The organism is Pantoea rodasii, from assembly GCF_002095465.1.
Taxonomy (GTDB): domain Bacteria; phylum Pseudomonadota; class Gammaproteobacteria; order Enterobacterales; family Enterobacteriaceae; genus Pantoea; species Pantoea rodasii.
In genome coordinates, this window is record NZ_MLFP01000035.1 from 1 (window position 1) to 14,343 (window position 14,343).

14 protein-coding genes and 1 pseudogene are annotated in these 14,343 nt (G+C 49.1%); 3 read left to right on the forward strand and 12 right to left on the reverse strand.

The window, feature by feature from the left end; all coding sequences use genetic code 11:
• Nucleotides 1-825: 825 nt before the first annotated feature.
• From HA45_RS22510 to HA45_RS22535, 6 genes and pseudogenes are all read right to left on the reverse strand, one after another.
• Nucleotides 826-1,536 carry an isochorismatase family protein gene (locus tag HA45_RS22510; RefSeq protein WP_240629212.1) on the reverse strand — a complete coding sequence of 237 codons (711 nt, stop codon included), beginning with the start codon at nt 1,534-1,536 and terminating at the stop codon, nt 826-828.
• A gap of 80 nt (nt 1,537-1,616) precedes the next feature.
• On the reverse strand, nt 1,617-2,504 hold the full coding sequence (locus HA45_RS22515; RefSeq protein ID WP_100701757.1) for a LysR family transcriptional regulator: 888 nt from the start codon (nt 2,502-2,504) through the stop codon (nt 1,617-1,619).
• A 57-nt stretch (nt 2,505-2,561) separates the two neighbouring features.
• Nucleotides 2,562-3,799, reverse strand: a pseudogene (locus HA45_RS29200) (MFS transporter).
• 45 nt (nt 3,800-3,844) lie between these two features.
• Nucleotides 3,845-4,678 carry an alpha/beta hydrolase gene (locus tag HA45_RS22525; RefSeq protein ID WP_100701755.1) on the reverse strand — a complete coding sequence of 278 codons (834 nt, stop codon included), beginning with the start codon at nt 4,676-4,678 and terminating at the stop codon, nt 3,845-3,847.
• Between the two features lie 321 nt (nt 4,679-4,999).
• Entirely contained in the window at nt 5,000-5,641 is a 642-nt protein-coding gene (locus HA45_RS22530) for a carboxymuconolactone decarboxylase family protein (RefSeq protein ID WP_100701754.1), read from the reverse strand.
• Nucleotides 5,642-5,691: 50 nt separating this feature from the next.
• Nucleotides 5,692-6,672 (reverse strand): aldo/keto reductase, encoded by a 981-nt coding sequence (locus HA45_RS22535; protein WP_100701753.1) that lies wholly within the window; start codon nt 6,670-6,672, stop codon nt 5,692-5,694.
• A 104-nt stretch (nt 6,673-6,776) separates the two neighbouring features.
• Here HA45_RS22535 and HA45_RS22540 point away from each other — a divergent pair, with 104 nt between their 5' ends.
• Nucleotides 6,777-7,670 carry a LysR family transcriptional regulator gene (locus HA45_RS22540; protein ID WP_100701752.1) on the forward strand — a complete coding sequence of 298 codons (894 nt, stop codon included), beginning with the start codon at nt 6,777-6,779 and terminating at the stop codon, nt 7,668-7,670.
• A gap of 34 nt (nt 7,671-7,704) precedes the next feature.
• Here HA45_RS22540 and HA45_RS28750 read toward each other — a convergent pair whose 3' ends face one another.
• The 5 genes from HA45_RS28750 to HA45_RS22560 form a co-directional block, all read right to left on the reverse strand.
• Complete coding sequence (locus HA45_RS28750; RefSeq protein WP_205960945.1) at nt 7,705-7,959, reverse strand: aldo/keto reductase; 255 nt, start codon at nt 7,957-7,959, stop codon at nt 7,705-7,707.
• On the reverse strand, nt 7,956-8,588 hold the full coding sequence (locus HA45_RS22545; RefSeq protein ID WP_205960944.1) for an aldo/keto reductase: 633 nt from the start codon (nt 8,586-8,588) through the stop codon (nt 7,956-7,958). Before HA45_RS22545 ends, HA45_RS28750 begins: the two co-directional genes overlap by 4 nt.
• Nucleotides 8,589-8,652: 64 nt before the next feature.
• The gene (locus HA45_RS22550) at nt 8,653-8,964 is read right to left on the reverse strand and encodes a putative quinol monooxygenase (protein WP_100701751.1); all 312 of its coding nucleotides are present in this window, start codon (nt 8,962-8,964) and stop codon (nt 8,653-8,655) included.
• Between the two features lie 10 nt (nt 8,965-8,974).
• Nucleotides 8,975-9,748 (reverse strand): SDR family oxidoreductase, encoded by a 774-nt coding sequence (locus HA45_RS22555; protein WP_100701750.1) that lies wholly within the window; start codon nt 9,746-9,748, stop codon nt 8,975-8,977.
• A 71-nt stretch (nt 9,749-9,819) separates the two neighbouring features.
• Nucleotides 9,820-10,800, reverse strand: a complete 981-nt coding sequence (locus HA45_RS22560) for an aldo/keto reductase (protein WP_100701749.1) — start codon at nt 10,798-10,800, stop codon at nt 9,820-9,822.
• A gap of 132 nt (nt 10,801-10,932) precedes the next feature.
• Here HA45_RS22560 and HA45_RS22565 point away from each other — a divergent pair, with 132 nt between their 5' ends.
• Nucleotides 10,933-11,820, forward strand: coding sequence for a LysR family transcriptional regulator (locus tag HA45_RS22565; protein WP_100701748.1), 888 nt, complete (start codon nt 10,933-10,935; stop codon nt 11,818-11,820).
• 340 nt (nt 11,821-12,160) lie between these two features.
• On the opposite strand, the gene HA45_RS22570 is transcribed toward HA45_RS22565, so the two are convergent.
• Complete coding sequence (locus HA45_RS22570; RefSeq protein WP_244563513.1) at nt 12,161-13,522, reverse strand: amidase; 1,362 nt, start codon at nt 13,520-13,522, stop codon at nt 12,161-12,163.
• 119 nt (nt 13,523-13,641) lie between these two features.
• Between HA45_RS22570 and HA45_RS22575 the strand changes: the two genes are divergently transcribed.
• Complete coding sequence (locus HA45_RS22575; RefSeq protein ID WP_100701746.1) at nt 13,642-14,223, forward strand: TetR/AcrR family transcriptional regulator; 582 nt, start codon at nt 13,642-13,644, stop codon at nt 14,221-14,223.
• Nucleotides 14,224-14,343: the final 120 nt, after the last annotated feature.

The following is a 14,343-nucleotide window of genomic DNA, read 5'->3' on the forward strand; positions in this document are numbered from 1 at the left end:
AACAGCGGACATTATAAAATTTAGACTTAGTCATCACTCTGAATTGAACACAACATCTCAGTAACACAGCTTTTGAAAGGAGTTCAATAATACTGATTTACTGCGTATTCGGCCGAAAAATTGGGATTAAGTGCGAAGGTTATTGTATCGCTAGCTGAGAATCCGCGCAGGCTTGACATAGCGAAAATTACCCCGGAGCTACGATATTGCTTTTTTGGCAATATGGCAGGAAACGAGATCATAAGTGGCTGGGTGATATTCTCCAAAAGGCAACAACAGGGCGTTGTCCTGATGTGATACGTGTCGAATAACAATCTGTCAGGCTCACTATCGCGAATACAACCGGTTTACCATAAGTTCATCAATTTTTGCTTATGGCACTGAACGGTTCAGTTCAGTTCCCAGGATTGACAACAACTGCTAATCACAGCACTAATAATCAATTTGAACGTAAGCCTTGGCATTGTCGGCCGCAAGGGAAAAGAGTCTGCGAGAGTAAAATCGCGCACTGCGGAACATAATATCAACATTATAGTTGGCGATGATTCCGAAATTTATAAGCGTTACTAAGCGATTAATGAGCTTATTCTTCATTCTTATCAATTAATACATAACCGTTGGGGTTTATAACAACATTTAAGGACGTAAAAGTGGTATCAGAGACGCTTGAGCGATAATTTATTGAGCAATTGCGTTTCAGTTCGTAATCCGTTCCTGCTTTATAAACTCGCTGTAAAGATCTCAGCGCAACGTGCATGCGATAAGCTAATGACAACCTGGTTAATAACTTTTTATCAAACAAGTGAATGTCAATTAGCGGTTAATCTATTGTCGTTTCATAACTTCGGAGATAATGGATAGTATGGTCTTCCCTGGTTCATTTGAAAATTCAGGGGCGAGTTGAGCTGCAACGGTTAATACCGATGTTTGGACTGCCCCGGCCTGACTTATCTGAACCAGAGAAGCAGATTCTGTACGGTTAGATCGGCTGCCAATGCAATCAACCACCACATGAACATGATAGTCATGCCGTATTGCATCCAGTACAGAAAGTAGCACGGCAACTTCGGTACTATATCCGGAAATAATCAACGCCTTACGCTTATTTTTGCCCAAAGCATTGACGATATCAGGCACCTGGAAGGGGTCAGCATTAGTGCGGAAAAGTGTATTCTGAGGAGTTGAATACGGTGTTAATTCAGGAATAACCTCGCCCTTTGCAACAGTCAGAAATAGCATTGGAAGCTTCAGCACGGCTGCAACTTTTGCCAGACTACCCGCATTGCCAGCAAGCTGCGTGGGCGAATTGGTTATGCTGGTATTGACCAGCGTGGGCTGCAAATCAGCAAAAAGGAACTGAACGTCAACAGGATTTAAGGTCAAATCATTTCCCATGATACAGCCTTCAGTATTTTGGCTGTTATCCGGGGCTAATCCGGTTCCCGATCCCAGTGCTCTGGTGCTTAACGAAAGCGCCGCCCCTCCGACTAAAATGCTCCCGGTGCCCAGTAACTTTCTTCGTTGATGATTGATCATGCGATGTCCTTCTATTTATAAAGTCTAATGTTCGGGCCCTTAAAGAGAGCTTCCTGACAGATACGCTTTTGTGGACATTTTCACAATCTAAGAGACTCAAGCAGAATCCGGAATGCCTGAGTGGGTGCTTTTCGGGTGGAGTAATAAAGGTAGTAACCTTCAAATTGTGCGGAGAAGTTATGTAAAGCTTCTATCAGAGTTTTATTTTCCAGCTTATCCAGGATGTGAAAATCGGGAATGCATATTAGTCCGGTTCCTGAAAGTGCAAAATCAATCAGGGTATCAAGTTCATTAACGGTTAACGTACTGTCCGGCTTGTGTCTGAATGTCTGAACGTCCGACTCAAACTCCCATTGATAGATTGTTCCGTTTCCTGGCCGCCTGTATCCGATGCAACGATGGTTTTTAAGGTCCGAGGGTGAAACAGGCGACCTATTTTTAGTAAAATATTCCGGTGAACCCACAACGGCCATCCTCATTTTAGGACCGATGGGCAAAGCCACCATGTCTTTATGCAGTAGTTCTCCAATACAGACACCCGCATCGTATTGTTCCTCAACGATGTCTTTCACCTGCAGGGTGATGTCTAATTCGATTGAAATCTCAGGGTAAGCGGACAGCATATGCGCCAGTACCGGCACAAGAATTTGCCGTGTGGCATGCTCAGGCGAAGCAATCCTGATATGGCCGCTAGGCATGTCACGGAAAGATTCCAGTTCAGTCAGAACGGTTTCAATATTTTTTAGTGAGGGTCGCAGAGTTTCCAGAAGTTGCATACCTGCCTGCGTTACTGAAACACTGCGTGTTGTCCGGTTAAGTAATCGAACACCAATACGTTCTTCCAGGCGATTCATCGCATGGCTGATGGCGGATTGCGAAGTTCCCAGTAGTGCTGCTGTCTTCGAAAAGCTTTTTTCTTGTGCAACTACAGCAAAGGTATGTAAATTCAACAAATGATCGCGATGCATTATTCATCCTGTGCCTTCTTGACACTTTTCAAACGAGGATCTGTGGCTATCAGCCTGTTATTCCGAAGCCGGCGTGCCATGGCGGCGGGTTATCCATACGACAAGCGTTGCTATTCCTGCAGTCCCCGCAGCCAACGTAGGTATTGTCCATGCGTTAAACTGGCTCAGTAACAGACCTCCCAAACCGGCTCCTCCAGAGAAGCCCAGATACATGACCGAGGCGTTAAGGGACATGATTAAGGGGGCGTTACCCTCACCGGCAGCCTCAATAAGTCGGGTCTGTTGTGGCGGGAAATATGACCAGGCGGAAATCCCCCATAATACAAATGCCACCATAAACGGATAACGGGCCACCCCCTGAGGCAGCAATGAACACAGAGCCAGAGTGGCAAAGGCAGACGTGAGAACCATCAGGCTGGGGAATAAGACGTTTACCGGCCCAAGGTGGTCAGTTCCCCGCCCTCCCAGATACATCCCCAGCACCGCGCAAATCCCCCAGATCAGGATTTGTCCGGATACCCATGCCGCGGGAATGCTGGTTGTCCCTGCTACTAGAGGGGATATATAGGTAAATACTGAATAAGCACTTATGGCCCACATAAGGGTAACTATCAGACCTGAACGGATGCCCGGGCGCTTTATTATCCTGAATCGCTCAGACAGGCTGGGTACATGGCGATGCTTTCCCACTGATACTGGAAGCCTGACAAGCATTCCTGCAACAGCCAGCAAGGCTATAAGGCTGACGACAAAAATGTTGTTCGCCAGCCAAAATGCTGTCCTACCAGAGAACCGGCAGGTACACCCAGCACCAGAGCGAGAGATGCTCCACCGTTAACCAAAGCGAGCGCTATACCTCTTTTCTCCGCTGCGACAATAATTGCCGCCAGTGCATTTGCGCCAGGAACGAACAAACCGGAGGCTACAGCCATAATCACCCGGCCAGTCAGCAGTCCGGTATAATTAGTCGAAAAACCGGCGACCAGATTCCCGGCCCCGAAAAGGATCATGGCATATATTAATACCCTGCGTCCGTCGAGCTTGCCAGTCAGCACGGTTAATAATGGAGAGCTGAACGCATACGTTAGGGTGAATACGGTTACCAGTTGGCCGACGGTGCTAACCGAAACCTGAAGATCCCTCGCTATTTCGGGCATCAGCGGGGCGATCATAAAACCTTCAGTTCCGATGGCAAAGGTCCCCATGGCCAGCCAGAAAACCGGCCAGAGGGAAGCGCTGGATTTCTTGGGAGAGTCATTTCGATCATTGCCAATTTTATAATCTGACGTTGCCATATCTCTTCTTTTTTTTATGAAAAAGTCAGCGCATTATCTTTTTCGTCAGGCAGCTGTTTTTGAGTGAGAAACCACTGGCGACAGGAGCAGTGCTGCAACCTGTTCAGGCAACGTGATCATCGCCTCATGGCCTGTCTGTAATTCGTGATAATCCCACCCGTGGTTTTTCGCATAAAGAGCTGATGGGACAATATTTGGTAAGACTGGATGAACACAGTGAATGAATTTCTTCGGGAAATTACCCCCCGGTTCGCCGTTGAGACTGAGCGGTGTTTCGTATGCTTTGAAAGGCATTGGCGTCATTCTGCGATTAACCCACTCAATTTGTTGCGGAACTGACAGGCCAAATGCCGTTGCCGGAGGTGTTGCAATAGCACGAGTACCGAAGACGTTAACCGCAGCATCAGTGCGGGCCTTACGCACATCAGGCGGCGCTTCATCTAATACTGACTTACCGTTGCTGCCCATAGGTGCATCGAGATAAATCATGGAACCAATGCGATCACCCATACGGTCAGCGACGCCACTGATCACATAGCCGCCAAAACTGTGGCCGACTAAGACGACGTTTTGCAGTTCTTCACACTCTATGACAGCCATCACGTCCTCAATAAAAGTATTAAGGTCGATGTCGTTATTCAGTAAGTGCGCACGTTCACCCAAACCCGTATATGTTGGGGTAAAAACAAGATGTCCTTTTGCCCGTAAAATCGCCGCGACATCTCGCCAGCACCAGCCACCGTGGAATGCACCGTGAGTCATCACAAACGTTTTTTTATCGCTGTTATGAGCCTGACTTTTATTTGCAGCAAGTAATGGTGCTGATGCTGCCAGCAAAGGTGCAGCGGATAGCATTTTGAGTAGCGATCTTCTGTTCATTCATTTTCTCTTAGCAGGTGGGCTATTCCAGAGTAATGGCGCATCCGTAATATGTTGGACTTCAAGGAGACATCGGCTGCGCATAAAAGCCTCTTTCCGCTGAAGAAAGAGGTTTGAGAAGCATAATTGGTAATCAGGCTGATACCTGACAGGTCTCGCCTCAATATATGTCTGTGTAGATTACCTGGAGGGTAGCATTCACTTTGCGCCCAGGTATTAATAAGCTATGACGCGTGATTCAATCTGGTCGTATTGCTTTCCAAAAAGTCTGGACTTTTGGCATACATCGCCCGAAAGCTAACGGGCGAGGTTACAGCTGCTTTACTTCCTGGTTGCCAAAACTTTATCAAGCGCAGAAGTAGCACGTTGAGCAACGTCTGGAGAGACCGAACTTTCAAGGGCGGCTATCACCTCTTTCAGCTGCGTTTCGGTCAGTCCGATGTTCAAAGAAATATTGAAATGAGACATCAGCTGCGGTTCGACGCCTTCCAGGCCAGCAAGCGCGCCCAGGGTAGCAATTTCGCGATCCTTATAACCGAGATTGTCCCGCCCGAAAATGTCACCAAACAGATGATCTTTCAGGTAAGCATCAATTGCCGGAGCAAAGTCCAGAACAGGCCCTTTAACAGGCACACCGATCAGGTAAGTCTGAACAGCCGTGCCCAATTCTAGGCGAGATTTGTCAGCAGGCAGCGGGCCGGCTTCTACGCCGACGATATCTTCAATACCTTGTTCTTTGCGTTCGTTCACAAGGGCCATAAAGGTGCCAAGCCCATTCAGCGCACGCGGGAAACCAAGGTAAGCATAGAGCTGTACCAGTATTTCTTTGATATCGTTAATAGTCAGTCCTGCATCCAAGCCTAACTCGAGTACAGCTTTCAGTTTAGAAAGGTCGCCTTGAGCCGTGAATGCAGAAATAGGGGCGATTGCCTGCTGGCGGCTCGTCAGTTCTGTGATCTTCATAGGTGGAAGCCTTATCAGCGGCGGAAATATCCGCAGCCTTAGTAGTGAAGTTAACGGTTAATGGTCGCCTGCATGGCTGCGGTATAGCGCTCACCTTCAACTGGCATTTTTGCCAGCAGCTCAGCAATTTCCTGCTGGTCAGCATCGTTAAGCGTTACTGAAGCGCCGCCAATATTTTCTTCCAGGCGATGAAGTTTCGTGGTACCCGGAATAGGAGCGATCCACGGTTTCTGGGCCAGTAGCCAGGCGAGAGCAATCTGACTTGAAGTGGCTTGCCTGCGGCTGGCGATTTCACCAATCAGCGCCACCAGTTTGTGATTAGCCTGACGGGCTTCATCCGTAAATCGCGGCAGGACGTTACGCACGTCACCTTCAGCAAAGGTGGTATTTCCATCTATTTTGCCGGCCAGCCAGCCTTTACCCAATGGACTGAAAGGCACAAAACCAATGCCCAGTTCTTCCAGCGTCGGGATAATGGCCTGCTCAGGTTCGCGAGTGAACATGGAGTATTCACTTTGAAGTGCAGTGACCGGCAGTACTGCATTAGCCCGGCGGATCATTTCAACGCCGGCCTCAGACATACCAAAGTGTTTAACTTTTCCTTCTTTGATTAAATCAGCCACAGCACCTGCAACGTCTTCAATCGGCACATTCGGATCGATGCGATGCTGGTAGAAGAGGTCAATGCATTCAATATTCATGCGTTTCAGTGACTGTTCGGCCACAATACGAATGCGCTCAGGCGAACTGTCCATCCCCGCAGTCGGAATACCATTCTTAAAACCAAACTTAGTCGCAATGACAACGTTATTGCGAACCGGCGCAAGCGCTTCACCGACCAGTACCTCATTCGCTTCGCCGTAAGCTTCAGCGGAGTCGAAGAAGGTAACCCCCAGGTCGTAAGCTTTACGGATCAGTGAGATCGCGTCATTTTTATCCATAGCCGGGCCGTAACCAAACGTCATGCCCATACAGCCGAGACCCAGAGCCGAAACTTCGAGTCCAGCTGTGCCCAATTTGCGCTTTTGCATCCAGATTCCTTATCGGTCATTTAGAGGTTAAAAGCAGTATAAGATGGGTACAGATATGACGGTAGATGGTAAAATCTTTATACCGTTATGACTGAGATTCATATATGTCGCGTATTGATCTGAACAGCTTGTCGGGTTTTATTCTGGTCGCAAGAGAGCGCAGTTTTACGCGGGCAGCGGCTCAACTTGGGGTTACGCAGTCTGCGCTTAGCCATACGATCCGCCGTCTGGAAGAGAAAATCGGTACACGCCTGCTCACCCGCACCACACGGGGTGTTTCCACCACGGATGCCGGAGAGCGCTTATTTAATAAACTCCAACCTGTCTATGACGTGATAGAAGAGGAGCTCAACGTTCTGAACGAGTTAAGGAATACTCCTCGTGGTACCGTGCGCATCAGTGCGCATGATCATGTTGCGAACACCGTCCTCTGGCCGAAAATTTCACCCATTCTGGCTGATTACCCGGAATTGAATGTGGAAATCTCTATTGCATATGGGTTTATTGATATTGTTGCCCAGCGATTTGATGCCGGTGTTCGTCTGGGAGACCAAATCGCTAAAGATATGGTTGCTGTAAGAATTTCCCCTGCCTTCAGAATGGTCGTCGTGGGCACCCCTGGATATTTTGCTGCACACGACATACCTCAAACCCCGCAGGACCTTACCGACCACAACTGCATTAATCTGCGTCTGGAAACATACGGAGGACTGTATGCATGGGAGTTTGAAAAGGGTGGGCGAAAAATGGAAGTACAGGTGTCTGGACAGCTGACATTTAATACGTTGCCGCAGTTGCTGGTTGCAGTTAAAGAAGGGCATGGCCTGTGTTTTATCCCTGAGGATGTCATCCAGGCGGATGTCGATACCGGACAGCTGATCAAAGTGCTTGAAGACTGGAGCCCGACATTTCCGGGATATCATCTCTATTATCCCAGCCAGCGGCAGCTTTCTGCAGGTTTTCAGCTCATTGTCGACTGCCTCCGCTATCGCCAGTAAAAAGGCGCTTCAGCGCCTTAGGATAAGAAATACATCAGTCCGGGATTTTGAATCCATAGGTAGCCAAATCCAGTGAATCAGGATCCGGTCCCCCACGTACGCCAGTTTCGAGCGCATCAATCGCGGCAATTTCAGCGACTGAAAGTCTGAAATCAAACAGGTCAAAGTTTTCTTCTATACGGTGTGGCTTAACGGATTTCGGTATAGCGGAATAACCGTGATCCAAATGCCAGCGAAGAATAACCTGTGCAGGAGTTTTAGAGTATTTCTTCGCAATGCCAGTTATCACTGAATCTTCGAAGGGATTTTTTTCTGCATTATTATAGGTGTATGCCCCCCGAGTGGTGACCAGCATTGTGTAAGAATGCCATGTTTGTCGTTAGCGGCACGCCACTCAGCCTGTGAGTAGTAGGGATGGACCTGAATCTGATTAACAGCCGGTACAATTTCAGTCTCTGACATCAATCTGTCGAGTTCAGATGGCGTGAGATTAGATACGCCAATTGCTCGCACACGTCCCTCATTCAGCAGCTTTTCAGCTGCTTTGTAAGCCTGAATGGTCTTATCAAATTCGGATGCCAGTGGCTGATGAAGTAACCAGAGATCCAGTTGCTCAATACCTAATTTTTTCAGACTGACATCAAAAGCTCGCAGCGCTGAATCGTAGCCATAGTCAGTAATCCATAACTTGGTTTCGACAAAAATATCCGCACGGTCAACATCCGATTGTCTAATCCCTTCACCGACTTCGCGTTCATTAAAATAGGCAGCGGCTGTGTCAATAAGGCGGTAGCCGGTATTCAGCGCCGTCCTGACAGCTTCGGTTGTCTCCTCCGGCTTAGACTGGAAAACCCCCAGTCCGAGTGCAGGCATTTTCACACCGTTATTCAACGTAATATAAGGATTAGTCCCGTTCATACATACACCTGCTTATCGTTGTGGCATCAGCGATGCCATTTAAAAAAACTTAATGAGGTATTAATCAGTCACTGACGCGAGTACTGAGGCTGATAGAGGGTCCAAAGGTCAGCAGCGGCTGCAGTTCCCGCATCACTTCGGCGACATGGGGGTTCTCGGCATGGCTTGTTACCGCATTCTGGTTGACCCAGCCGTCAGTAATATAAAACGTGTCAGGATCATCGATACTTTGATGAAGGTCGTAATAAAGGCATCCTTCTTCAAGGCGAGCGGGTTCAACGAACCTCAGGATCAGTTCTTTCACCTGCTCACGATCCGCTGTCGCGCATCGCAATTCACAGATGATGTGGCGCTCTTCTGATTTGGTTGTCTGCATCGTTATATCCTCAGTTCTTACCGGCATAAACACGTGTCATACCGCCATCGACAATCAGGTCAATGCCGCGAATGTATGCACTTGAATCGGAAACGAGGAAGACCAGCGCATCAGCGATGTCTTCGGCAGTACCCACGCGCCCGGCTGGGATTTCAGAAGAAACCCGCTCGGCATAAGAAGCGATATCGTTGTCAGTCATCTTCTGTTCATTGCTGTAACCTTCGGTCGGCACCACGCCCGGGCTGATCGTATTGACCCGAATATTTCTGTTTTTAAGATCTGTGGTCCAGCTGCGTGCCAGAGAGCGCACCGCCGCTTTGGTTGCGGCATAGACGGCAAACCCCGGCAATCCCATATCGGCTGTAATTGAGGCATTCAGCACAACGGAAGAACCGTTACTGAGCACGTCAAGCATGCTCTGAACAGTGAGTACAACGCCTTTAATGTTGATGCTCAGTTCACTATCAATCTGTTCTTCCGTCAGTTGTTCAAGCGGCGTGGCGTGGCCCCCACCTGCATTTGCAAACAGAATATCAAGATGGCCCTGCTCAGCTTTTATGGTTGCAGCCACGCGCAGCATGTCCTCTTTGGAAGAGGCATCAGCACGTATTGCTCTCGCTGAACTGCCGAGTTTACCCACCGCGTCATCCAGTACGTCCTGACGACGACCGGTTATATAAACAGTGGCGCCGTGTTCAATCAGGCGTTTTGCTGCACCAAAACCCAGTCCGGTTGTTCCTCCGGTGACCAGTGCAACACGGTCTTTAAGCGTCTGAACATTCATTTTGATGTCCTATTAATGTTAAATGGCAGGTTCTGACCAGCGACTTTATGTAGCCGGTCAGAATGAAATACTTAGCGGTTGATGGATTTCATCATCGCGGCGGTATAGCGTTCTCCCTGAACGGGAACTTTTGCCAGCACGTCTGCTATCTCCTGCAGATCGGCTGTCGTGAGTTCAACTGCAGCCCCGCCTACATTTTCTTCGAGACGGTGGAGTTTCGTGGTGCCCGGAATAGGAGCAATCCATTGTTTTTGTGCCAGCAACCAGGCTAAAGCAATCTGTGCAGGGGTGGCGTGTTTACGTTCAGCGACTTCACCGATAAGCTTCACCAGATTGTGGTTAGCCTGACGGGCTTCATCGGCAAAACGTGGCAGATTTTTACGGACGTCACCTTCCGCAAAGGTGGTTGCACCATCAATTTTTCCGGTCAGGAAGCCTTTACCCAGCGGGCTGAAAGGAATAAAACCGATACCCAGTTCTTCAAGGGTCGGAATAATGGCTTCCTCAGGTTCGCGGGTGAACATAGAGTATTCACTCTGCAACGCAGAAAGCGGCTGAACAGCATGTGCGTCACGTATGGCTTTTACCCCTGCCTCGCACATCCCAAAATACTTCACCTTTCCCTCCTGAATGAGGTCGCGAACGGCGCCGGCCACCTCTTCCATAGGTACATTTGGATCTACACGGTGCTGGTAAAAGAGATCGATATAATCTGTTTTCAGACGCTTCAGTGACTGCTCAACAACGATACGGATACGTTCAGGACGACTGTCGAGACCCGAGGCTGCATTACCGTCGCGAAAACCGAATTTTGTTGCAATAACGATTTGATCGCGGAAAGGTGCTACGGCCTCGCCGACCATTTCTTCATTGACCTGGCCGTAGGCTTCCGCAGTATCGAACAGCGTGACGCCGCGTTCATAAGCCGCACGGATAAGTTTGATGGCTTCAGCTTTATCCGTTGCCGGGCCGTAGCCAAATGTCAGTCCCATACAACCAAGGCCGATAGCTGATACTTCCAGACCCTTTTTACCTAGTTGTCGTTTTTGCATGATGAGTCTCCTGTATGTGGGTTCTAACGCCTCACAAGCAATGCCTGAATAAGTGGCGTATCTCTACTTTAGGTAATGAACCGACATTACAGAAGTGGCATACTGTGATAAACGATATGAGGTAAATTCATAATGAACCATTCAGATTTCAATCATCTTGCTGTCTTCATCGCGGTAGCTCGTGAGAAAAGCTTCACCCGCGCCGCTGCACATCTTGGTGTGTCACAATCGGCGATCAGTCACAGCATTCGGGGGCTGGAGGAAAGGCTGGGGGTTCGACTGCTAAGCCGAACCACGCGTGGGGCGGTGGCAACGGAGGCGGGGGAGCGTCTTCTTGCTAATCTGGTTCCGTACTACGACGGTATAGAAACCGAGTTAGCCACACTGGGCGAATTTCGCGACAAACCAGCTGGCACGTTACGTATCAGCTCACATGACCATGCCGCAACCACGATCTTATGGCCTAAGCTTTCAAAACTGCTTGGTGACTATCCCGATATCACGCTTGAAATCAACGTGGACTACGGATTAATCGATATTGTCGCAGAGCGGTTCGATGCAGGCGTCCGTATTGGAGACCAGATTGCAAAAGATATGATTGCCATGCGGATTTCACCTGATTTTCGGATGATAGTCGTGGGCTCTCCTGACTATTTCGCCAGACGCCCTAAACCACTAACACCACATGATCTCACCTCGCACAACTGCGCTAATTTGCGGCTTTCAACACACGGTGGCTTGTTCGCCTGGGAGTTTGAGAAAGACGGGCAGGAGTTGAAAGTTCAGGTATCCGGCCAGATGATATTTAATACTTCGCCTCAGCTGTTATCGGCGGCGCTGGAAGGGTACGGGCTGGCGTATGCTCCTGAGGATGTGGTGCAAAAATATATCGGAGAGGGAAAATTAATACCGGTACTTGAGGACTGGTCACCCACATTTCCTGGTTACCATCTTTATTATCCGAGTCGAAGACAAGCCCTTCCTGCGTTCAGGTTGGTTTTAAATGCTCTAAGGGTGTGAGTTAAGACTCATCCCGAGTGCATGAATAAATTCTACCAATCATCTGTCTCGAGCCTTAAATACAATCGGGTTAATTCACCTTCTACATTTAGTTTCAGATTGCAGGCTAACATCCTGGGTTTGTAATGTCCGCTCCTGGCACAGAGAAGATCAAACAGGGTAATGATTCAAAGAGTGAGTGGCAGTTGCGCGCTGGAAACCTCGACACGCAATTGCCACGGAAAAGTTGTTAGGCCTGCTCAGGAAATAAAACTGGCTTTTTAGCCAGCTGTCGCACCCGCCCAGATTTTGGGGCGACGACCACTCCAGGGATGCTCGCATTCAAGCTGGCCAGCAAGGCTCAACAGTTTATGCTCACGGTTATACCCTGCAAAAACTGCATTCCAATCGGCAGGTTTTTCGAATCGCTGAAACCTAATGGAACTGACATAGCCGGTGAGCCACAAACGTTAGCCAGCGCGGTAAAAGGGGAGTGATTAAACACATGATGCATCCATTCCCGACCATCCATTTTATGCTGGTCGCTGTTGAAAGAGCCAAGTTCTGCTGGCAAATCAGGCAGGGTAGGTGTTAGCAACATATCGAACTGCTGATGGAATACCCCCATTTTTTGCGTCACTGCATTTCTCATGTGCATTGCGCCGACTAAATCTGTGGCCGTGAGTTCATGACCAAGCTTCCAGAGCGCCAGATTTGATGGTTCAAGAGTTTCGATATCGGCAGGCCTGTTACTCATTGAAGCCAGCGCATCAATCCATCCCGCCGTGTTTGCCGCCCAGAAGCGTGCGTTCAGCTCTACAAATGCATCCCAGCTGAGTCCTATGTCCGGCGAAACATCTTCAACGTGGTGACCAAGCGCCCGCAGTTGTTTAACTGTTTGTTCCAGTGCCGAGACCACTTCCGGTGAACTTCGCTTGCCGTTCAGAGGATGGACCAAAACGCCGATTCTCAATGTGCCCGGGTGTCGTTTTTCGCTTCCGATAAGCACCGGCGTTGAGCGGTCTATAACAAAAGGGTCTCCGGGTAAGTTGCCCTGAACAGCATCCAGAAGTGCAGCGCTGTCGCGGACGGAGCGGGTGACAAATCCATGTACGGCAAGACCCGACCAGACTTCATCGACGTCGGGACCCATACTGATTCGCCCCCGGCTTGGCTTCAAACCAAACAGGCCGTTTGCGGAGGCCGGGATTCGAATCGACCCGCCGCCGTCGGTGGCATGAGCTGCTGGCACAATGCCTGCAGCAACGGCAGCGGCGGAACCGCCACTGGACCCACCGGCGCTGTAGCAGGTGTTCCAGGGGTTTCGCGTACCACCATTGAATACCGGTTCTGTTGTCACACTGGCCGCTAATTCAGGGGTGGTGGTTCGTCCCATCAGCATTAGACCCGCCTGCCTCATTTTTACGGCCAGATTCGAGTCACTTGGCGAGACATAACCTGATGCAAGTCGGCTGCCAAGTTCATTAAGACGCCCGGCGACTGAAATACCAAGGTCTTTTACCAGCATCGGGACGCCAGCCATCGGCCCCGACTGATTGTATCCCTCGCCTTTCCAGCACTCAATAACGGCCTGAACGTCTGGATTTACAGCACGTAAAGCCTTCATGGCGGCGGAAGAAACTTCGGCTGGAGTGACATCCTTATTGGCTACCAGCTCAGCAAGCCCGACCGCATCGTAAGACGTATATTCAGATAAATTCATAGGTATCCCGGTGTTTCATGTATGACAGCAATGCCCATATGGCATATACTGGTTAGTATCAATTGATACTTTACGGTATCGTGCGATACTGATCGGTATCCATGCAAACAGGATTTACTATGCCCAGAGTCAGTGAGCCACGTTTACCTCCCCGCGATCGCATCCTTCAGGCGGCAGAGGCGCTCTTTTATCAGGAAGGGATCGTCCGGGTGACGGTCGATGCCATTGCTGAAAAAGCGCAGTCAACGAAAATGACGCTTTACCGTCATTTTGAGTCCAAGGAAGTGCTGGTCTGGGAATGGGTGACGCTATTGGTCGAAGATTACAGCAACGTATTAGATCAGCTGGCAAAGCAATATACTGATGATCCGGCTAAGCAAATCGATGGGTTTGTGCGTTTCATCCTTCAAAACCTGTCAGGTACGTCGCAGAGAGGATGCCCTTTTACCAATACGCTTGCGGAAATAGGCGATCAGTATGCAGATGTTCGCTCACTAATTATCAGTCATAAACAGCGTCAGTACGAGCGACTTGAATTGTTGTGTGCGGGGGCTGGCGCAAAGGATCCGGCGATACTGGCTAAAGAGCTAACGCTTATTCTTGAAGGTATTCAGGTCGTCGCTCAAAACCACGGCTTTGCAGATCCGTCTGAACTTACATTAAAAATTATCGAGGATAAGCTCGCCAGTCTTGCATTATGAATGCTTAAGAACGGCATGGTCGAGAATTAATTACATCTGATAAAAATAGCATTTTTTTTAGAACAGAGGCGGACGCTGTTCATATAGCAGCGTATCGTACTGAGAGGTCTGCTTCTGGCA

What these genes read in the sequence shown, in the direction of transcription:
- HA45_RS22540 (WP_100701752.1), top strand. Translation starts at nt 6,777, where the DNA reads ATGTCGCGTATTGATCTGAACAGCTTGTCGGGTTTTATTCTGGTCGCA.
- HA45_RS22560 (WP_100701749.1), bottom strand. Translation starts at nt 10,800, where the DNA reads ATGCAAAAACGACAACTAGGTAAAAAGGGTCTGGAAGTATCAGCTATC.
- HA45_RS22555 (WP_100701750.1), bottom strand. Translation starts at nt 9,748, where the DNA reads ATGAATGTTCAGACGCTTAAAGACCGTGTTGCACTGGTCACCGGAGGA.
- HA45_RS22545 (WP_205960944.1), bottom strand. Translation starts at nt 8,588, where the DNA reads ATGAACGGGACTAATCCTTATATTACGTTGAATAACGGTGTGAAAATG.
- HA45_RS22575 (WP_100701746.1), top strand. Translation starts at nt 13,642, where the DNA reads ATGCCCAGAGTCAGTGAGCCACGTTTACCTCCCCGCGATCGCATCCTT.
- HA45_RS22525 (WP_100701755.1), bottom strand. Translation starts at nt 4,678, where the DNA reads ATGAACAGAAGATCGCTACTCAAAATGCTATCCGCTGCACCTTTGCTG.
- HA45_RS22515 (WP_100701757.1), bottom strand. Translation starts at nt 2,504, where the DNA reads ATGCATCGCGATCATTTGTTGAATTTACATACCTTTGCTGTAGTTGCA.
- HA45_RS22550 (WP_100701751.1), bottom strand. Translation starts at nt 8,964, where the DNA reads ATGCAGACAACCAAATCAGAAGAGCGCCACATCATCTGTGAATTGCGA.
- HA45_RS22510 (WP_240629212.1), bottom strand. Translation starts at nt 1,536, where the DNA reads ATGATCAATCATCAACGAAGAAAGTTACTGGGCACCGGGAGCATTTTA.
- HA45_RS22565 (WP_100701748.1), top strand. Translation starts at nt 10,933, where the DNA reads ATGAACCATTCAGATTTCAATCATCTTGCTGTCTTCATCGCGGTAGCT.
- HA45_RS22570 (WP_244563513.1), bottom strand. Translation starts at nt 13,522, where the DNA reads ATGAATTTATCTGAATATACGTCTTACGATGCGGTCGGGCTTGCTGAG.
- HA45_RS22535 (WP_100701753.1), bottom strand. Translation starts at nt 6,672, where the DNA reads ATGCAAAAGCGCAAATTGGGCACAGCTGGACTCGAAGTTTCGGCTCTG.
- HA45_RS22530 (WP_100701754.1), bottom strand. Translation starts at nt 5,641, where the DNA reads ATGAAGATCACAGAACTGACGAGCCGCCAGCAGGCAATCGCCCCTATT.